Annotated in this window: 22 protein-coding genes; 6 read left to right on the top strand and 16 right to left on the bottom strand. The window is 64.6% G+C overall.

Going from position 1 to position 17,713, the window contains the following annotated elements; genetic code table 11:
* Nucleotides 1–2: 2 nt before the first annotated feature.
* The 3 genes from CH251_RS26370 to CH251_RS27295 all read right to left on the bottom strand — a co-directional run bounded on the left by CH251_RS26370 (nucleotide 3) and on the right by CH251_RS27295 (nucleotide 2,955).
* The gene (locus tag CH251_RS26370; RefSeq protein ID WP_094615685.1) at nucleotides 3–764 is read right to left on the bottom strand and encodes an alpha/beta fold hydrolase; all 762 of its coding nucleotides are present in this window, start codon (nucleotides 762–764) and stop codon (nucleotides 3–5) included.
* Nucleotides 761–2,476, bottom strand: a complete 1,716-nt coding sequence (locus CH251_RS26365; protein ID WP_094615800.1) for a hypothetical protein — start codon at nucleotides 2,474–2,476, stop codon at nucleotides 761–763. Before CH251_RS26365 ends, CH251_RS26370 begins: the two co-directional genes overlap by 4 nt.
* 77 nt (nucleotides 2,477–2,553) lie before the next feature.
* Nucleotides 2,554–2,955 (bottom strand): LuxR C-terminal-related transcriptional regulator, encoded by a 402-nt coding sequence (locus CH251_RS27295; protein ID WP_143537918.1) that lies wholly within the window; start codon nucleotides 2,953–2,955, stop codon nucleotides 2,554–2,556.
* A 204-nt stretch (nucleotides 2,956–3,159) separates the two neighbouring features.
* Between CH251_RS27295 and CH251_RS26355 the strand changes: the two genes are divergently transcribed.
* Nucleotides 3,160–4,401 (top strand): TetR family transcriptional regulator, encoded by a 1,242-nt coding sequence (locus CH251_RS26355; protein ID WP_094615684.1) that lies wholly within the window; start codon nucleotides 3,160–3,162, stop codon nucleotides 4,399–4,401.
* 22 nt (nucleotides 4,402–4,423) lie between these two features.
* Here the strand turns inward: CH251_RS26355 and CH251_RS26350 are convergent, their stop codons facing one another.
* From CH251_RS26350 to CH251_RS26320, 7 genes are all read right to left on the bottom strand, one after another.
* A complete protein-coding gene (locus CH251_RS26350; RefSeq protein ID WP_094615683.1) occupies nucleotides 4,424–5,683 on the bottom strand; it encodes a PP2C family protein-serine/threonine phosphatase in 1,260 nt (419 codons plus the stop codon).
* A gap of 15 nt (nucleotides 5,684–5,698) precedes the next feature.
* Nucleotides 5,699–6,148 carry an ATP-binding protein gene (locus CH251_RS26345; RefSeq protein WP_094615682.1) on the bottom strand — a complete coding sequence of 150 codons (450 nt, stop codon included), beginning with the start codon at nucleotides 6,146–6,148 and terminating at the stop codon, nucleotides 5,699–5,701.
* A gap of 28 nt (nucleotides 6,149–6,176) precedes the next feature.
* Complete coding sequence (locus CH251_RS26340; RefSeq protein WP_094615681.1) at nucleotides 6,177–6,566, bottom strand: STAS domain-containing protein; 390 nt, start codon at nucleotides 6,564–6,566, stop codon at nucleotides 6,177–6,179.
* Between the two features lie 31 nt (nucleotides 6,567–6,597).
* Nucleotides 6,598–6,954 (bottom strand): hypothetical protein, encoded by a 357-nt coding sequence (locus tag CH251_RS26335; RefSeq protein WP_094615680.1) that lies wholly within the window; start codon nucleotides 6,952–6,954, stop codon nucleotides 6,598–6,600.
* A gap of 155 nt (nucleotides 6,955–7,109) precedes the next feature.
* Nucleotides 7,110–8,702 carry an NAD(P)/FAD-dependent oxidoreductase gene (locus CH251_RS26330; protein WP_094615679.1) on the bottom strand — a complete coding sequence of 531 codons (1,593 nt, stop codon included), beginning with the start codon at nucleotides 8,700–8,702 and terminating at the stop codon, nucleotides 7,110–7,112.
* Entirely contained in the window at nucleotides 8,699–10,018 is a 1,320-nt protein-coding gene (locus CH251_RS26325; RefSeq protein ID WP_373454992.1) for an APC family permease, read from the bottom strand. Before CH251_RS26325 ends, CH251_RS26330 begins: the two co-directional genes overlap by 4 nt.
* Nucleotides 10,015–10,452: an SRPBCC family protein gene (locus tag CH251_RS26320; RefSeq protein WP_094615678.1), complete on the bottom strand. Its 438-nt coding sequence runs from the start codon at nucleotides 10,450–10,452 to the stop codon at nucleotides 10,015–10,017. The genes CH251_RS26325 and CH251_RS26320 overlap by 4 nt, the downstream gene beginning before the upstream one ends.
* A gap of 241 nt (nucleotides 10,453–10,693) precedes the next feature.
* Here CH251_RS26320 and CH251_RS26315 point away from each other — a divergent pair, with 241 nt between their 5' ends.
* From CH251_RS26315 to CH251_RS26305, 3 genes are all read left to right on the top strand, one after another.
* Nucleotides 10,694–11,428, top strand: a complete 735-nt coding sequence (locus CH251_RS26315) for a GAF and ANTAR domain-containing protein (protein ID WP_256979319.1) — start codon at nucleotides 10,694–10,696, stop codon at nucleotides 11,426–11,428.
* A gap of 65 nt (nucleotides 11,429–11,493) precedes the next feature.
* Nucleotides 11,494–12,285, top strand: coding sequence for a bifunctional hydroxymethylpyrimidine kinase/phosphomethylpyrimidine kinase (thiD, locus tag CH251_RS26310; RefSeq protein ID WP_094615677.1), 792 nt, complete (start codon nucleotides 11,494–11,496; stop codon nucleotides 12,283–12,285).
* A gap of 118 nt (nucleotides 12,286–12,403) precedes the next feature.
* Entirely contained in the window at nucleotides 12,404–12,709 is a 306-nt protein-coding gene (locus tag CH251_RS26305; protein WP_094615676.1) for a hypothetical protein, read from the top strand.
* Between the two features lie 50 nt (nucleotides 12,710–12,759).
* Here the strand turns inward: CH251_RS26305 and CH251_RS26300 are convergent, their stop codons facing one another.
* The 6 genes from CH251_RS26300 to CH251_RS26275 form a co-directional block, all read right to left on the bottom strand.
* Nucleotides 12,760–12,987: a hypothetical protein gene (locus CH251_RS26300; protein WP_094615675.1), complete on the bottom strand. Its 228-nt coding sequence runs from the start codon at nucleotides 12,985–12,987 to the stop codon at nucleotides 12,760–12,762.
* Nucleotides 12,984–13,244 carry a lipopolysaccharide assembly protein LapA domain-containing protein gene (locus CH251_RS26295; protein ID WP_094615797.1) on the bottom strand — a complete coding sequence of 87 codons (261 nt, stop codon included), beginning with the start codon at nucleotides 13,242–13,244 and terminating at the stop codon, nucleotides 12,984–12,986. The genes CH251_RS26300 and CH251_RS26295 overlap by 4 nt, the downstream gene beginning before the upstream one ends.
* A gap of 90 nt (nucleotides 13,245–13,334) precedes the next feature.
* Nucleotides 13,335–13,505, bottom strand: a complete 171-nt coding sequence (locus CH251_RS26290; RefSeq protein ID WP_008718579.1) for a CsbD family protein — start codon at nucleotides 13,503–13,505, stop codon at nucleotides 13,335–13,337.
* 116 nt (nucleotides 13,506–13,621) lie between these two features.
* Entirely contained in the window at nucleotides 13,622–14,428 is an 807-nt protein-coding gene (locus tag CH251_RS26285; RefSeq protein WP_094615674.1) for a transglutaminase family protein, read from the bottom strand.
* Nucleotides 14,429–14,513: 85 nt separating this feature from the next.
* Entirely contained in the window at nucleotides 14,514–15,533 is a 1,020-nt protein-coding gene (locus CH251_RS26280) for an LLM class flavin-dependent oxidoreductase (RefSeq protein WP_094615673.1), read from the bottom strand.
* An 81-nt stretch (nucleotides 15,534–15,614) separates the two neighbouring features.
* The gene (locus CH251_RS26275) at nucleotides 15,615–16,196 is read right to left on the bottom strand and encodes a TetR/AcrR family transcriptional regulator (protein ID WP_230596325.1); all 582 of its coding nucleotides are present in this window, start codon (nucleotides 16,194–16,196) and stop codon (nucleotides 15,615–15,617) included.
* A gap of 95 nt (nucleotides 16,197–16,291) precedes the next feature.
* Here CH251_RS26275 and CH251_RS26270 point away from each other — a divergent pair, with 95 nt between their 5' ends.
* Entirely contained in the window at nucleotides 16,292–17,434 is a 1,143-nt protein-coding gene (locus CH251_RS26270; protein WP_094615672.1) for an acyl-CoA dehydrogenase family protein, read from the top strand.
* Between the two features lie 42 nt (nucleotides 17,435–17,476).
* Nucleotides 17,477–17,713 (top strand): carboxyl transferase domain-containing protein (locus tag CH251_RS26265; RefSeq protein WP_306436851.1); only part of this gene is annotated, 237 nt, incomplete at its 3' end.

The raw sequence follows: 17,713 nt of genomic DNA, 5'->3' as shown, positions 1-17,713 counted from the left end.
GATCAGCCGGTGCCGTCCTCGATCGCCTCGACGATCGTACGCGCGCACAGGTCGGGGTCGTCGATCATCGGAACGTGACCGACGCCGGGTAGTGCGACGAACCGGGCTCCGGGCAGCCGTTGGCGAGCGACGGGAACGAACTCGGCCGGCGGAAAGATGCGATCGTGGGCAGCCCACGCGACAGTCACCGGACACGGAAGTTCGAGGAGCGGTTCCATGTTCTCGCGAGTGTCGAGTAGTTCGTACGCCGCCTCGCACCCTACGAGGTCCTGGAACGATCGGACCGCTTGCTGCCTCGTCATTCGTTCTCCGTGGACCGCGATGTCGCGCATGGTAATTCGCCGGCCCAAGCCGAACTTCATCAGCGGTGGAGCGAGATGGCGGGTCGTGTCGGCCAACTTCTTGGTGCGGATCAGCGTGGCCCGGCTCGCACCGGGCTTCTCGTTCTTCTCCCACAACCCGGCCGGTGAGAATGCGCAGACCGACCGCGCCCGACCCCGCCGAGCAAGCTCGACGGCCATCCATCCACCCATCGAGTTTCCGGCGATGTGCACTGCGTCGAGGCCGCGCTGGTCGAGTTCGCGTTCCGCGTTGTCGGTGACGGCGGTGAACGTCGCGTCGGCCAGCGGCGGACCTCCGCGATGGCCGGCAGCAGTAGGGACGATGAGGTCGAAACGGTCGGCGAGAAGCGGTACGACGTTCTCCCATGCTGCTGCAGACATGGTGACGCCGTGCAGCAACATCAGCGCAGGCCTGTCGGTCATCGGCTGAACTCGGAGAGTCGAGTCGAAACCTGTTCCGGGAGGCCGTCGTTCTGCTTCTGAGCCGCCGTCAACACGTCGAGGTGGTTGTAGCCGCGGAGCTCGACGGGAACGTCGATCGGGCTGTCCGACGCACCGAGGTCGAGCCCGCCGTCGCCCTGCAGCGTCAGCACCGGGTTGCGGGAGACGCCGTCTCGGTAGAGGTAGTGAGCGGCGATCGACGGCGCGGTCGGTTGACCGAGGTCGGTGTTGATGGCAGTCGGGAAGTACCACTCGGTGAAGTCCAAGGGCGGTTCGCTCAGACTCCGCACGATCTGCGAGATGGAGCTGACTTCCTTCGATGGGTCGGTGTACGAGTTCGGGGTCATCTCGTCGTAGTCCTGCCAGGTGTAGACGACGGATGGGTCCCCATAGCTCGTCGGTGCTGCCTTGCGGTCGCTGCCGAAGACCTGACCCAGGAACGGAATCGTCGCGATCACCTCGTTCGGCATCGGGAAGTACTTGTCCTGTACGGGCCCGCTGCCGATGAAGCCGACGCTGGTCTGCAGAAAACCGAGTGGCTGAGAATTGTCGTCGAGCAACGCGCCGACGACGGCTTCGTTGGTGGCGTACAGCGTCCTGATGTCGGGGAGTCCGGTCGCGGCCATGAGGGGGTCCTTGGACAACAAGGTCCGCAGTGTCGCATCGAAATTGAGGCTGCGCGGCAGTCGGTCGACGACGTCGTTGACTCCAGTCGGGTCCAGTCGAGCGGCAAGTCCCGCTATCGCAAGCAGATTCGTCGTTTCCGGATTGATGACGGCAGGCAACCGCGTCACCGGGTACACGTCGGTCAACGCACCCGACGCGGCCTCGATGGGTCCGGCGAGCGCCGGCGGAACTTCAGGAAGGTCGAGGTTTCTGATGGGGTTCGGCGGACCGGCCTTGATCACGGTGTCGAGTGCGAAGTACCCGGAGCACTGGTTGTATCCGGCATCGTCGGTGGTTGCCGGGTTGCCGTCGAAATCCCAGTTCGCGAAGTAACCGGTCAGGAACCCACCGAGAGAATGGCCACCGCACAGTACCTTCTGCTTACGGATTCTCTGGTCCGGGAGTTCGAGACGCAGCACGTCGTACTGGTCGCGCATGGTCTGCACCAGGCCCTGGTCATCGAGCCACGCGGTGCCTGCGCCGTCGGCGTATCCGGCAAAAGTGCGCCCGTCGGCGGTTCCCCCGGCGAAGTAGTAGTCCGTGGCGATGTCGAGGTCGTTCGCGGCGAGCGCCGCCTGGGTTCCGGTGTGGTCCTCGAGGCAGTTCGAGCGGCGGTCCAGGGCCCAGAACTCGATGTGTCTGCCCTCGGCGTCCGCTGCGGCGACGGTGTTGCGGGCGACGGACTCGAAGGCACCCGCACCCTCGAACACTCCGGGCTGTGCCACGAGCACTCGGTCGGCGTCCGCTGAATTCTCGGGACCGTCCGCGGCTCGGTAGCGCAGATAGGAGAGCCGATCGCACTCCGCGGGGTGCGGCGCAGAACCCGCGGGAAGCGGGGCGTCGAGAACGACCACCGTCGCGACGACCTCGGTGACGGGTGAGGACGACGTGATCTCGCGTTCGGTGCGGCCCGGCACAGGCTCAGCAGACACTGCAGCAGGTACCACGGCCGACATCGACACCACCAGTGATGTGCACACGGCACCACGCACGAACGAGCGCCGCGCGAATTCCCCCAGAATTGTCATGGCCCCCACCATCGGCATGAATACATCGTGCGTGTGGGAATTTAGCATCGGAGCGGGCCGCGGCGAACCGCAATGGGTCAGAGATCGTCGAGGGTGACCAAGCCGTCCTGCAGCGCCCGGGCCACGAGCGACGCCTTGGTCGGTGCCGCCCGACCGACAGTGGCATATTTCGCGCGAATTCGAGTCAGATGGGTATTGACCGTACCGAGCGCAATGTGCAGAGCCGCACACACTTCTTGTTTGGAGTCGCAGCGCAACCAGGCACCGAGGACCGCGATCTCGCGCGCGGTGAGTCCGGGATCGGCGAATCTCGACGCTTCCTGCTGTGACCTGAGATTCTCGGTACCGGGATTTGCGACGGTCCTGGCCCGCACGGTCGATGCACTGCGGCGCGGCGCGAATCGCTGCGCCGGATGGATCGCGGTACCGGAAGCGACCGGAATCGTCGTGGTCGACAGACCTGTACTCGTCACTCGCATTGCATCCGACCCTTGCTGTCCGACTTGGGTGTTTCGAACATCCGACCACGCCGGAGAATATGAAACAACACCAACGGGTTCGAGGCAGAACACGGCATTGGAGGCTTCTGTCGATCCAGGTTTATCGGTTTGTAAAGTCGGGTCTTCACCGGGCCGTTGTTATAGTTCACTGTCCACCGGATCGAATACCGTAGGCGGTCGTCGTTGAGCCCGAAATCCACACCCCGCGAACAACTGCTGCGGGCGGGCTCACGATTGCTGACCGATCTCGATATGTCGGTGCTGGCAAGATCGCTGTCTATCGCCTCGGTCGTGGAAGAAGCCGGGCTGTCGCACCAGACTTTCCACAATGCGTACCCCGGGTCCTCCCGTGCCGGGGAGCGTGGTGGCAAGGAAGCGTTCGTCGAGGACTTGCTCGCGCACGTCACTCTGCAGTACACGAAGCCCGGCGATGCAGAGCATGCCTCGTCGGATCTCGCGTCCTACTTCGAGCAACTGACCTCCGGTCTGCTGCGCAGGAGAATGATCGGCGCGATGATCGCCTCCGACCACGCCGGAGCGCGATCGTCGTTGGCACCCGAATTCGATGCGATGGACGCCGCCGTCGAGGATGCCGTCCGACACAAGCTCCGTGCGCTCGGGGGTTCGGTGAGAACGCCGCTGACGGTGACCGGACTGTCCAATGTCCTCGTCGCCCTGCTCGACGGTCTTGCTTTCCGTGAGACCCTCAGCCCGGGAACGGTGCCCACGTCACGCGCGTCCGCGGCTGTCGAATCGCTGCTGGAGTGGGCGGTGGACCCAGTTCACTCGGATCGTCGTGAACGCACAGCGGGACCCGCGGACGCGCCCGCTTCTCTCGACGGTCTCGATCATTCGAGGGCCGACATCGAATCCGACGTCATCGCGGCGACCGAGACGTTGTTCGCGGCACACGGATATTTCTCGGTCACCCTCGCCGACATCGCCACTGCCTCCTCGCTCACCGTTGCCGATCTCAAGCGCCTGTTCCCGAGCAAGGTCGATATCATCGTTGCCGCACTGACGCCCGAGTTCGAGCGCGTCCTCCGGCTGGGTCGTGCGGACGCCCGACTGGAGGTGGAACCCATTGCTGCTCTGGAGCGTTCGGTCGGTCGGCTTGCGGAGTTCGTGGCGCGCAACCGCTCGATGAGCTCGGGGATGCTGCTGGCACTGAGCTTCGAGCAGTTTCACGAGCCGAGCACTGTCACCACCATTCGGGAGCAACTCCCGCTGCCCTCGGCGCTCACCCCGATCCTCGAACGTGGCCAGCGTCGAGGCGACTTCGGTACCGAGGCGTCGGCGAGCGAACTTGCGACGATACTCGCCAACAACGTGGTGATCAGATCCGTCTCACGGTCCGAGGAAGGTCCGGAACAAGTCTCCGACTACGTCCTGCGGGTGTTCCTGTCGGGAATACGCGCACGTTGAGCGAGCCTGCGCGCCTGAACAGCTACGCGCCGGCGTCGACCCGGGGTACCTCGAAGGCGAGCAGTGCTACGTCGTCCTGCAGGCCGTCTCCGAAGGAAGCCAGAAGTGACGTGAGATCGTCGACGATCTTCGGTGCAGTCGTCGGACCTCTTTCGGCCGCAAAGGATTCGAGGCCACCGTCGTCGTCGAAGCGTGTTCGCCCCGGTCCGACGATCGCCTCGGTCAACCCATCGGTGTAGAAGGCCATGACGTCGCCGGGTCGCAGTGTCACCGATGCCGATGCGAAGTGCGGCTCGGCCAAGGCTCCGACCAACTGACCACCGGTGGTGTCGACGAAGTCCACGACGGAGTCGTGAGTGATGCGCAGTGCCGGGGGATGCCCGCCGCTGGCGAGGTCGACCACCGCGCCGTCCGGGCCCGGAGTGATGGTGCCGAAAACGACTGTGCAGAAACGTGGGTCGTCGCCGTGAAACTCGTGGTGCAGAACGGTGTTGAGGTTCTCGAGTACCGAGATCGGGTTGCGGTCGAACACTGCCGCGGCGCGCAGGGTGTACCGGGTCAGCGAGGTCACGGCGGCGGCTCCGGCACCCTTACCGCTCACGTCACCGAGGAAGAATCCCCACGTCTGCTTGTCGAGCGGAAACACGTCGTAGAAATCGCCACCGACCTCGTCGATGGATGCGGGGTGATAGTGGGCTGCTACGTTCATGCCCGTCGGAGCGGACAGGATCGGCGGCAGCAGAGTTCGTTGCAGAGTCGACGCGAGTATCTGCACCTGCGTTTTCTCCGCCTCGGCCTGCTTGCGCGCTTCCTCCGAAGCACCCAGTGCATCCTGTGATCTGTCCAGAGCGGCTTCGGCGCTGTCCTGCGCGGCCTCGGCATTGTCGCGGGCGTCGATCAGATCCCGTTCGCGCACGTGACGCTCGGTCTCGTTGTGCAGTGTCATCGTCACCGTCACGGCACCCGTGGGCGTGCGCAGACTGTTGGCGAGTATCGACACGGCGATTGCATCGTTTCTGTCGGGTGCGACGGACAACTTCGCGGAGGCCCCGATCGGAGAGTCGGCCCGCGAACTCGACGCAACGTCGATCAGCGCCGTCAGTACGGGCTCGAACTCGATCGTGAACAGGTCGGTGACCGAAGTTCCCACGAGGGCATCACGGCTGCGTGCGGTGATCCGGGCGGCGGCGACGTTGGCGTAGAGGATCCGTGCAGTGGCCACATCGACAGAGAACACGCCGCACGGTGCCGTGTCGAGCAATTCAGCAGCGGTGGCAGACATGGGCACTCCCTTCGTTCATGGCGAGCGGGTGGCAGAACTCGAACGGCTTGCAGAGACCGGATCGGTCCAAATCGCAGTCACGATGGTCCCGAAACCCGGCCGGTGATCGACGAGAAGGTCGTCGGACACCGCGGCAGCGAGTTGCAAGCCATGGCTGCGATTGGTCGTCGGTGTCGGTGGCCGCCACGTTCCGGTGTCGGAAATCGTGACGGTCAGGGTTCGGTGTTCGTAGGCAGCGGTGACAGTCATCGTTCCGGGCTCGGGCACCGAGTGATAGGCATGCTCGACGACGTTCGCGAGCGCCTCGTAGACCCCGAGGACGATGTCGTCCACCAAGGAGTTGCTCACGCCCAGTTCGAGAACCCAGTGATGCAACCGGCGCCGAAGCACGGTCGCCACAGCCGATTCGGCTGGAGCGGTATGGCTCCAACGCTGGGGAGTGGGCCCGGGACTGCTCTCGGTCATCGTCGCAGTCCGAACAGGTACCGGCGCGTCATCGGTCTAACTCCGAGTCGAGAGCTGCAGACCGAACGTGTGCCACCGCGTCGGGGACGGTCGTGAAAGTCGCCATCACGCGATCGATTCCGCTGAGCTGCACAGGCCGAACCACCACTCCATCGACCGCCACCAACGCCATGCGCGAGGCATCGGGCAGTCGATCGCATACTCGCACCAGCACCGTGATGGCGCTCGACGACAGGAAGCTCACATCGGTCAGGTCGACCACGAGGCCGCCCCTGGCTGTGTCGGCCGCAGGGAACGCAGCAGCCGACAGCTCAGGGATGGTGTCGAGATCGAGTTCGCCTCGAACGGTGAGCACGGTCGTCGCGTCGTGGTCGGCTGCCACGATCTCGAAGGCTGCTCCGGTCGGCTCGTCTGGCATATGTCCGACGTTACCTGTTATCGAGTCGTACTCACGACCGAAACGCGTCGACGAACAGGTCGCCTGCGCCCAGTACTTCGAGGACCATGCGCACCGATCGCGCAGGCGCGAGCACGGCGATCTTGCCCGGGTGTACGTAGGTGGCGTCGATGATCGCGTTGGCGACGCCGGAGTACATGAACGACACCTCCGACAGATCGACCGTGACCCGATCGGACGCGGAGGCCAACCGGTCGAGACTGTGGACGAATTCGGCCCTGGTGGACATGTCCAGTTCGCCGAAGGCGCACAGTGTGTTGTGGCCGTTCGAGCCCATGACCGTCTCGAGTCGGAACACGCCCTCGTCATCGCGAATGGAGCGTTCCATGGTTGCGGTGCTGGTCAACATGCTTACCTCTTCCCCGAAGCGATCGTTCCCGGCGGGTGCTCCTCCGGTTGCGAGACGCTGAGTTGTTGTGCTTTCAACGATGTCAGTGTCCAATTTCGGAAGACTCCGTCGGAGGTCTCGAATCGGTAACGAAAGATCTCGTTTCGATAACGTCGTCACCGGGTCAACACCTCGATGAGTGAACCGGTGATCTTCTTCTTCATCCAGCCACGTACACCTCGCTGGCCCAGCGCTGCCCGGGCAGCATTGAGGCCGGCCGCTCCGTGTACTCCACCACCCGGGTGCGCCGACGCCGACCCGAGGAACAAGCCCTCCACCGGTGTTTCCGACCGCCCCAGCCCCGGCGTCGGTCGAAATATCAACTGCTGCTGCAGCTGCGCGGTTCCGCCGTTCACCGCTCCTCCGTGCAGATTGGCGTCGGCACCGTACAGATCGCTCGGTCGCTGGACGACCCGCCCGACGATCGAATCGGCAAACCCCGGTGCGTGGGCGTCGAGGACTTCGTCGACCCGATCCGCCACGGTGTCGGCGGCCGCGTCGTCGACGACGCCCCTCGGCAGATGCGTGTAGGCCCAGGCGCTTTCGGTGCCCTCCGGTGACCTGCTCCGATCGGCAGTGGTCATCTGGCCGAACAGCATGAACGGGCTCTGGGGAAGAACTCCGGTCGTGAGATCTGCCGCCCAGTGCACGAGGCCGTTGTCGTCCGCACCGAGATGGACGGTGCCGGCATCGGCCAAAGACGGTGAGTTCCAGGGCATTCGGCGATCGAGTGCGTAGTTCACCTTGACCACCGGGGTGTCCCACTCGAAGGTGCGCAAGTCGTCGTGCACTCGGCGCGGCACGGCGTCGAACGGAAGCAGTGAACCGTACAGAGCCGGTGCGGACACGTCGGCGACGATCGCCCGTCGCGCTCGAAACGTGTCTCCTGCAGCGGTGTGCACAGCACGAGCGCGGCCGCCGCGCACCTCGATGTGCTCGACCGCCTGACCGCACTCGAGCACCGCACCCGACGCAGCACCACGACGAATCAACGCAGCCGTCAGCGCAGACGATCCGCCCACGGGGGCCGGAAACCCGACGTCCTGAGCCAGCATCGTGAGCAGCCAGCCCATCATGCCGCTCACCGGGGCATCGGTCGGGACGTCACCGTGCATGGCGTTGCCCAGCAGCAGGCAGCGAGCAGCCTCGCTGTGGAAGAGCTCGTGAGCCATCACCCGGGCGGGAAGGGCCGCGAATCGCGCGAAGCGCAGTGTCTCGGGCACCCCCAAGGTGTGGGCGAGTCGAGCCGCTGGGACGACGGGTGGAAACGGTCCGAACAGCGAGTTTATGAAGGGCTCGCGAATGCGCTCCCACTGCTCGAAGAGCCGCAGCCAGGTTCGGCCGTCTCGCGCGTCGTGTTCCGACAGCCGCGCAGCGGTGGTCTCGACGTCGTGGTGAACGACCGGAGCGTCGGTGTCCTGCGGTGACCGCGCATGGCCGTACACCGCGGGGGAGTGCGACCACCGCAGCCCGTGACTTTCCAAGTCGAGTGCCGTCATGGCAGGCGAGGCGAGCGCCAGCGGATAGAAGGCGCTGAAGAGGTCGCTGGTGAAACCGGGAACGAGCTCGGCGCTGCGCACGGCGCCGCCGGGATGTTCGGCAGCCTCGAGGACCACGACGTCCCAGCCGGCGTCGGCCATCGCTGCCGCCGCAACCAAGCCGTTGTGGCCACTGCCGATCACGATCGCGTCGACCTCGGTGGTGGTCATGAGACTGCACTCCTCTGGTCGGTATCGGTCTTGCTGGTCAGCAGGTTACCGACGAAGTACAGCGCTACTCCCACGGCGAGGAGCAGCCCGGCGCGCAGCCACGTTGCCGCGGACTGCTGGGTCAGTAGAACCGCGCACGTGATCAGTGCCAGCACGGGGAGTGCGGTCGGCGTCCGGAAATGACCGGAGTCGGCCCGATCGCTGCGAAGCACCAGTACCGCGACGTTGGTGCTGATGAAGACGAACAGCAGGAGCAGCACGACTGTCTCCGCAAGCGCAGCGACGGAACCGGTGCTGCACAACACCATCGCGACGACGGTGGTGGCGACGATCGCCGCCCACGGAGTCTTGCGGCCCGGCAGAACTTTGGCCAATGCGCCGGGTAGCAGACCGTCGCGAGCCATGCCGAAGGTCAGTCGCGACGCCATGATCATGGTCAGCAGTGCGCCGTTGGCCACCGCTACCAGTGCGACGAGGCCGAAGACCCAGGGCGGAATGCCCGCATCGGCAGCGGCGACGACCTCGAGCAGCGGACCGGTCGATTGCGCCAGGGTGTCGGCGGGCACGACGGTGGACACTGCGAGACCGACGAGCACGTACACCACCCCGGCCACGGTGACGGCACCGAGAAGAGCGCGCGGGTAGACCCGGCGCACGTCCTCGACTTCTTCGGCGATGTTCGCCGACGTCTCGAATCCAACGAACGAATAGAACGCGAGCAGAGCCGCGCCGAGCACCGCGAGCGTCGGAGTCGTCGCGTCGGTGAATTCGAGGACCCTGGACGGCTCTCCGTCACCCCGGCTCAGCACGAGACCGGCGAGGGCGACGATCAGCACCAGACCCGATACCTCGACGACCGTCATGGCGAGGTTCGCCCGCAACGATTCGGTGATCCCGCGAGCGTTGAGCAGCCCGACCAGAAGCAGGAACACCACCGCGGCAGGGACGGCGGGCACGTCGAGGAACACGCCCAGGTAGTCGCCCGAGAAGGCGAGCGCCAGGCCTGCAGCGCTGGTGACACCTGCGGCGAGCATCGAGAATCCCACCAGAAACGACACGAGCGGACGCCCGTATGCCCGCTGCGCGAACACGGCTGCGCCGCCTGCTCGTGGGTACTTGGTGACGAGTTCTGCGTACGACGCAGCGGTGAGCAGTGCCATCAGCAGGGCGACGAGCATGGGCAGCCAGATCGCTCCGCCGACCTCGCCCGCTATCTCGCCGACGAGAGCGTAGATTCCGGCACCGAGCACATCGCCGAGAATGAAGACGAACAGCATCTTTCCCGAGACTGCCTGTCGCAGTGGGGACTTGCTCACGGAGCTGTGGACCGTTCTGCTAGCAGGGCGAGCCGGCGGAGCGCCTCGGCGTTGCGTGGATGCGCCAACAGATGCTGTATCCGATTCGGCACCAGGGCGAACGGCGCAGTGATCGCGTGCTCGATGATCTCGATGCGGCAACCGGTGGCAATCGGGTGCAGTCGCACCGTGATCGACGCCTTGCCGAACGGCAACGCACGCGCCTCCAGTCGAATCTCACGGTCGACGTGAATTCCCACCGAACGCGTGATGTCACTCAGGACGGCGGGCCAGGCACCCACCGAATGGTGGATCTGGGCACCGGCGGCAGGCCAGGTGTTGTCGACTGCGCGGATTCGGGACGCACCGACCACCCAGGTGGCGTACGTCCATCCGTTCGCGAGAACGTTCCAGACGTCCTCACAGCTGGCTGTGGTGTCTCTACTCGTGGGCACGATTCGGCCTCCGGAATCTCTTGTCGTTTTGTGTGAGCACGTGATCCGCGCTCGCCGACACTCCGGGACTGGAAGTGGGGCACTCTGGGTGCTGCGACCGCACGGTAGAACGATCCGACACTGCCGTATGCCCCGAAACGGTCCACCTCAACCGATGGCAGGGCCGGTCGCAGGGACTGCGCACCATCGCACCGGTGTGAGAAGGTACGAACCGGACGGATGCGGTCGAAAGGATGAAGACGTGGAACAGGTCGACATCTACGAACGAATCTCGCAGATGGCTCTCACTGCACATGGAACCGTGGTCCACGGTTCGCTGACGCAGCAGCAGGTGCTCGAGGAGGTCACGGCGGCCGCCGTGCGATTGCTCGACGGGGTGGACCACGCGGGGGTCACTCTGGTCCGGCGAACGAGCAAGGGTCGACGACCGGAGTATCTGGAATCGACGGCCTCCACCGGCGATGCTCCGCGTACGTTCGATGCATTGCAGCACGAGCATGGACAGGGCCCGTGTTTCGAGGCCATCTGGACTCATCAGACGGTACGGATCGAGGACGTCGAATCCGAGGATCGGTGGCCACGTCTGACTCGCGCGGTCGTCGAACAGACTCCGGTTCGCTCGGTTCTGTCCATCCAGCTCTACACCGACGGGCAGGAACTCGGCGCGCTCAATCTGCTCGCCGAGGGCACCGGCCGGTTCGACCCGGACACCGAGGACTCGGCACTGAACCTGGCCACACACGCGGCGATCGCGCTGTCGAGCGCTCGGCGTGGTGAGCAGTTTCGCAGCGCTCTGGCCTCGCGAGATCGAATCGGTCAGGCCAAGGGGATCATCATGGAGCGCTTCGACGTCGACGCCATCCGAGCGTTCGACATGCTCGGTGCACTGTCGCAGGAAATGAACGTGCCGGTATCGACGTTGGCGGCGCAGCTGATCAGCCGTGAACACCCGACCAAACCCGATCTGCCGAGCTGACGTTCGCCCCACCAGCTGCGCGACCACCTGATTTCGGGCCGAACGGTACTTGTCATACTGAGGTCATGTCGACAATCGCGTACGTGATCGCAGGTTCGGAAGCCACCGGTGGAGCCGGTCTGCAGGCAGACCTCAAGACATTCGAGCGGCTCGGGGTCTACGGAGTCGGCACCATCACGTGCATCGTCTCGTTCGATCCGAAGTCCGGCTGGGGCCACCGCTTCGTTCCCATCGACAGCTCGGTCATCGCCGATCAGATCGAAGTTGCCACTGCCGCACACGATCTCGACGTCGTCAAGATCGGCATGCTCGGCACACCCGCTACCGTCGAGACCGTGGCGAGCTCACTGCGTCTGCAGCCGTGGCGGCACGTGGTGGTCGATCCTGTGTTGATCTGCAAGGGTCAGGAGCCGGGCGCGGCGCTCGACACCGACAATGCTCTTCGGCGCGACATTCTTCCGCTGGCCACCGTGGTCACCCCCAATCTGTTCGAGGCACAGACATTGTCCGGAATGGACGCCATCACCACCGTCGACGATCTGGGCGAGGCGGCCAAGCGAATTGCCGAACTCGGACCGCGCTACGTGGTGGTCAAGGGTGGTGCGGGGTTGCCCGGCGACGAGGCCGTCGACGTCGTCTGGGACGGTTCCGAACTGACCGTGCTGCGCGCCCCCAAGGTGGGCGAAGAACGGGTATCGGGTGCCGGATGCGTGTTCGCCGCGGCCATCACCGCTGAGCTCGCGAAAGGCACGGATGTTCTCGACGCAGTCGCCACCGCCAAGAATTTCGCACACGCAGGCATCGTCGGCCGATTGACGAGCCACGCTCCGTTCGCTGCAGTGAGTTGGCACGACTGATCCGACAGCCGGATGTTTGTGGTCGGCGGGTTCCGGGAAGAGCGAAGTGCAGGCGGCGACCGCTCCTCAGGACCGGCTTGCGGTCAGTGGCCGTCGCACATCATCTCGAGAGGTCCGCATGGCGCACGAGAACACGAGCGATTCCGACGCCGGTGCACGTGACGACGATCGGACGACCCGCGGCCACGCGGGTGAGGCGATCGTCGACACGCGAAACTGGCCCGGATACATCTGCATCGGAATGGCATTGGTGAGTCTCGGGCTCACCCTGACTGCCGCGGGTTACGGGTTCACCGGTTGGGTGTGGATCGGCGCGATCGCCGCGCCGGTTCTACTCGTGGCCGGAATTGCTCTGGTTCTACTGGAACGCAAACGCGTCAAGGCTCAGGAAGGCAAATCGCTGACCGACCCGGCGGGACATTGATCGTCGCCGGGTAGGCCGGGCACAGCCGGTCGACACATTCGTCGACCGGCCTAGCGGATCGGCTGCTGGGAGCTGCGATCCTTCTTGCCCTGCGACTTCTCGGCACGCCGTTGCGCGAATCGGCCGGCCGACTTCAAGCCCTTGGACACGACATTGTCTTTCCCTGTTCGCTTTTCGAGGCTCCTACCGGCGGAGGCCAACACCCGAGCGAGGATGGGAAGCCCGATCGCGACGATGAGATAGCGATACAGGTACTTGCGCGCTAGCAGGGGGATCATCGGACTGCGCGTCGAACCTTCAGTGCGGCCGTTGCGGCGAGCGCGATGACGGCACCGACGACAGCGGCACCGAGCAGGGACACACCCTGAGCGAGCTCGAAGTTCCAGCCGAGGAAGTTGATGTTGGTGTGAATCGTGTTCTGCAGCACGAAGATCACCAGTGCTGCGACGAGGACGAGCGTGATGAGGAGGGCGAACTTGGAGGCGAATCCGCCGCGCCGCTTGGTGGTTTTGGTGGTGTCGGTCGATGCGGTCATGATGGGAATCCGTTCTCTGGTGAGAAATAGGTGGGGTGAAAGGCGAGTGCCGCCGATCATCGAGATCGGCGGCACTCGATGAGTTGGGGGTTACTTGAAGGTGTCCTTGATGTTCTCGCCGACCTTCTTCACGCCTGCCGAACCCTGGTCCTTCTTGCCCTCGGCCTCGAGGTCCTTGTTGTCGGTCGCGTCGCCCACAACTTCTTTGGCCTTGCCGATGGCGTCTTCTGCTGCGTTCTTGGCCTTGTCGATGAAGCTCATGTGAGTCCCTTTCAGGTGGCTGTGAATGTTGGTAACGGATACTTAGTCGGTTTTCGTCGTCGAAAACAAACGCCGCTGTGATGCAGCTCACATCACTATGGCTTCGGGCCGAAGGATCAGGTGAGGGAGACGAGCTCGGTGATGTCGTCCTGCGGGAGCTCGCCGTCGACCACTGCGGTGACCACGGAACTGTTCAGCGTGATGGCACCCTTGTGGTTGTCCAGGAATGCGGTGTCGGCGGCGTCGCGACCGACCGAGATCCGCACCAGCGTCGAGCGCGGGGCCAGGCAGGTGGCATCGACAACGCGCCACTGGCCACCCACGAACGCCTCGGCGACAGCGTGGAAGTCCATCGGATCGCAGCCGGGTGCGTACACCGCCACCAGACGGGCCGGAACGTTGACCGCACGCAACATGGCCACCACGAGATGTGAGTAGTCCCGGCAGACGCCCTGTCCGGCGAGCAGCGTGTCGACAGCTCCGTCGATCGGATCACTGCTTCCTGGAACGTAGCTCAGGCGAGCGCCGACCCACGCGGAGATCTTGGCCAGCAGTTCCTCGGAGTCCGCGTAGTCGCCGAACTCGGTTGCGGCGAAACCGTAGAACTTGTCGGCCTCGGCGTACCGGCTGGGCCGGAGGTAGAGCGACATGTCGTAGTCGGTGACCGGCGCCGGGGTGGTGTTACCGAGAATGGTGGCGTCGTACGAGACCTGCAGATTGCCCACATCGGCGGGCATGACGTGAATTCGGTTGCCGTGCGGCCCACTCACTTCCTTCGCCTCGATGGGGGTGCCGTCGAGAACGAAGGACAGTGATTCGGTGACCGTCGTGCCCGGGTGTGGCGCGATCGCGATCTGGAATTCGAGCGTGGTGGCTGCGGTGATGTCTACATCGAGGCGCGCGGATACGTCGCGTTTGAGCACGGAAACTCCTGGCAGGTGGTGGTGGGTGAACGTGCTGCCAGTACCCGTATCCGCCGAAATCAATCCAATCTCACTGTGCGAGTGTTCAGCGCCACCCCAGTGCCGGGGCGACGTCGCGCAACACAGTGTCGAGGACGTGGGCGCAGTAGTCGACGCCCAACTGGTTGGGGACGGTGAGCAGCAGCGTATCGGCGGCTGCGATAGCTTCGTCCGCAGCGAGTTCCTCGATCAGTCGATCGGGCTCGCCTGCGTACGTCTTGCCGAATCGGGCTTTTCCACCGTCGATGTAGCCGACCTGATCGTCGCCGCTGCCCTCTCGGCCGAAGTAGGCGCGGTCGAGATCGTTGACGATCGGAAAGATGCTGCGGCTCACCGAAGTTCGCGGCGCGAAGTCGTGTCCGGCGTCGCTCCATGTCTTGTGGAACCGTTCGATCTGCTCGGCCTGCAGTTGATGGAACGGCACTCCGGTGTCTTCGCTCAACAGCGTCGAACTCATCAGGTTCATGCCTTGTCGCGCGGTCCACTCGGCGGTTTCGCGGGTGCCTGCACCCCACCAGATGCGCTGCCGTAGGCCGGGGGAATGCGGTTCTAGACGCAGGAGTCCGGGCGGATTGGGAAACATCGGCCGCGGATTGGGCTGTGCGAAACCCTTGCCTTCGAGAAGATCGAGGTAGATGCGGGTGTGTTCACGGGCCATGTCGGCGTGATCGGAGCCCTCGGCCGGTGTGTAGCCGAAGTGGCGGTAGCCCTCGATGACCTGTTCGGGCGATCCTCGGCTGACCCCGAGCTGCAGCCGCCCGCCCGAGATGAGATCGGCGGAACCCGAGTCCTCGGCCATGTAGAACGGATTCTCGTAGCGCATGTCGATGACGCCGGTGCCGATCTCGATGGTGCTCGTCTTGGCACCGACGGCAGCGAGCAGGGGGAACGGCGACGCGAGTTGGTTGGCGAAGTGATGGACGCGGTAGTACGCGCCGTCGGCACCCAGTTCTTCGGCGGCGACCGCCAGGTCGATGGACTGCAGCAGCACGTCCGACGCGGACCTCGTCTGCGACTGTGGGGACGGTGACCAGTGTCCGAAGGACAGGAATCCGATCTTCTTCATCACGCGCTCTTTCGTTGAAGGATCAACTACATTCACTGTACTTCAGCGTGTGTCGGGGTGAATCCATTCCCGGCGTCGGAGCTATGCGCCGATGCCGGCGGTCAAGAGCTTCGCCAGCTCCAGGTAGGCGTCGCCGTCGCTCAGTCCGGTCAATCGGAACACCTCGCGAGTCTGAATACGAACCATGACCGAGGACGCGACGTCGCCGACGAAGGCCGCGTGCACGTCGCGCACTTCGCCACTGGCCACGCCCTCGCTGATCAACTCCTGGACGCGGCGCGCAGCGATCGCGGTGTTGCGTTCGTACACCGAGCGGGCCGCCTCGAGGGATGCCAGGTCGGTCATGAACTGCTCGGACGCCGATTCCAGAGCTGCTCCCACTGCAGTCAGATACGTCGTGATGCGATTGCGGGTGCCGTCGACCTCGGCGACCGCGCTTTCGACCTGCGTGGTCATGGACTTGAAGTAGTGCACGGTGGCACCACCGACCAGCTGATCCTTGCTCGACGCCAGCGTGTACAGCGTGGACTTGGAGCAGCGGAGGCGGGCCGCGATGGTGTCGAGCGTCAGGTGTGCGAAGCCCTCTGCCAGAAACAGGCTCACGAGCTGGTCGAAGAGCTCGGAACGGCGCGCCGTGGCATGCGAGGTCACGGGTGCGTTCACATCAGGGATGGTACTGCATCGCCTTGTGCAGTACTCTGCATCAGTACTGCGGATCATTCGGCAGTACTGGTCCGAGCTTCCCGGAGGTTTTTCACGTGCCCGTCGATCGTCTGTTGCCCACTGCCGAAGCGCGCGACCTCATCGCACTGACCCGCGACGTGGCAGACAAGGTGCTCGACCCGATCGTCGACGACCACGAACGGCGTGAGGCGTACCCCGACAGCGTGTTCGCCACCCTGGGTGAGGCAGGGCTGCTGAGCCTGCCGTACGCGGAGGAATGGGGAGGTGGAGGCCAACCGTACGAGGTCTACCTCCAGGTCCTCGAAGAACTGGCGTCGCGCTGGGCGGCGGTTGCAGTCGCAGTGAGCGTGCACGGTCTCGCTTGCTATCCCGTGATGGCGTTCGGTACCGATCAGCAGAAAGCCGACAAACTCCCCGACATGCTCGGTGGGGCGCAGATCGGCGCCTACTCACTGTCCGAGGCGCAGGCCGGCTCGGACGCTGCCGCACTGAGCTGCAAGGCCACCCCGACCGAGGGTGGCTACACGGTGAACGGTTCGAAGGCGTGGATCACGCACGGCGGAGTGGCCGACTTCTACAACCTGTTCGCCCGGACAGGCGAAGGGTCGAAAGGTATCTCGTGCTTCCTCGTTCCGGACGGAACCGACGGCCTGAGCTTCGGCAGGCCCGAGGAGAAGATGGGTCTGCACGCGATCCCGACGACCTCGGCGCACTACGACAACGTCCACGTACCCACCGAGTGGCGAATCGGTGCGGAGGGGCAGGGACTGCAGATCGCCTTCAGTGCACTCGATGCCGGACGCCTCGGAATTGCCGCTGTAGCAGTGGGAATCGCGCAGGCGGCCCTCGACGACGCGGTGAAGTACGCGCAGGAGCGTACGGCGTTCGGCAAGAAGATCATCGACCACCAGGGCCTGGGTTTCGTGCTGGCGGACATGGCGGCGGCGGTGGACTCTGCCCGCGCCACCTACCTCGATGCTGCCCGTCGGCGTGACGCCGGACTTCCGTACTCGCGCAACGCTTCCGTGGCCAAGCTTATCGCCACCGATGCTGCCATGAAGGTGACCACCGATGCGGTACAGGTGTTCGGTGGCTACGGGTACACCCGCGACTTCCGCGTCGAGCGATACATGCGCGACGCCAAGATCACCCAGATCTTCGAGGGCACCAACCAGATTCAGCGTCTGGTGATCGCGCGCTCGCTTGCCACGAACTGACGATCTCCGTTTGCCATTCCACACAACGTAGGGGACCTCTGCATGACGACAACCGAACCCGATATCCATACCACTGCGGGTAAATTGGCCGATCTTCGTAAACGTCTCGCGGTTGCGGAGATTCCGTCCGGTGAGGCAGCGGTGGACAAGGTCCACGCCAAAGGCAAGCTGACCGCCCGTGAGCGGATCACCGCCCTGCTCGACGAGGGCTCGTTCGTCGAACTCGACGCCCTCGCCCGCCACCGCTCCCAGAACTTCGGACTGGGCGAGAACCGGCCC

This window comes from Rhodococcus sp. 06-462-5 (assembly GCF_002258315.1).
Taxonomy (GTDB): Bacteria; Actinomycetota; Actinomycetes; order Mycobacteriales; family Mycobacteriaceae; genus Rhodococcoides.
This window is presented reverse-complemented; position numbering and strand designations above follow the sequence as displayed.

Excerpts from the sequence above, each read along its gene's own strand:
- CH251_RS26370 (WP_094615685.1), bottom strand. The coding sequence starts at position 764 with ATGACCGACAGGCCTGCGCTGATGTTGCTGCACGGCGTCACCATGTCT.
- CH251_RS26365 (WP_094615800.1), bottom strand. The coding sequence starts at position 2,476 with ATGACAATTCTGGGGGAATTCGCGCGGCGCTCGTTCGTGCGTGGTGCC.
- CH251_RS27295 (WP_143537918.1), bottom strand. The coding sequence starts at position 2,955 with ATGCGAGTGACGAGTACAGGTCTGTCGACCACGACGATTCCGGTCGCT.
- CH251_RS26350 (WP_094615683.1), bottom strand. The coding sequence starts at position 5,683 with ATGTCTGCCACCGCTGCTGAATTGCTCGACACGGCACCGTGCGGCGTG.
- CH251_RS26345 (WP_094615682.1), bottom strand. The coding sequence starts at position 6,148 with ATGACCGAGAGCAGTCCCGGGCCCACTCCCCAGCGTTGGAGCCATACC.
- CH251_RS26340 (WP_094615681.1), bottom strand. The coding sequence starts at position 6,566 with ATGCCAGACGAGCCGACCGGAGCAGCCTTCGAGATCGTGGCAGCCGAC.
- CH251_RS26335 (WP_094615680.1), bottom strand. The coding sequence starts at position 6,954 with ATGTTGACCAGCACCGCAACCATGGAACGCTCCATTCGCGATGACGAG.
- CH251_RS26330 (WP_094615679.1), bottom strand. The coding sequence starts at position 8,702 with ATGACCACCACCGAGGTCGACGCGATCGTGATCGGCAGTGGCCACAAC.
- thiD (WP_094615677.1), top strand. The coding sequence starts at position 11,494 with ATGTCGACAATCGCGTACGTGATCGCAGGTTCGGAAGCCACCGGTGGA.
- CH251_RS26305 (WP_094615676.1), top strand. The coding sequence starts at position 12,404 with ATGGCGCACGAGAACACGAGCGATTCCGACGCCGGTGCACGTGACGAC.
- CH251_RS26300 (WP_094615675.1), bottom strand. The coding sequence starts at position 12,987 with ATGATCCCCCTGCTAGCGCGCAAGTACCTGTATCGCTATCTCATCGTC.
- CH251_RS26295 (WP_094615797.1), bottom strand. The coding sequence starts at position 13,244 with ATGACCGCATCGACCGACACCACCAAAACCACCAAGCGGCGCGGCGGA.
- CH251_RS26290 (WP_008718579.1), bottom strand. The coding sequence starts at position 13,505 with ATGAGCTTCATCGACAAGGCCAAGAACGCAGCAGAAGACGCCATCGGC.
- CH251_RS26280 (WP_094615673.1), bottom strand. The coding sequence starts at position 15,533 with ATGAAGAAGATCGGATTCCTGTCCTTCGGACACTGGTCACCGTCCCCA.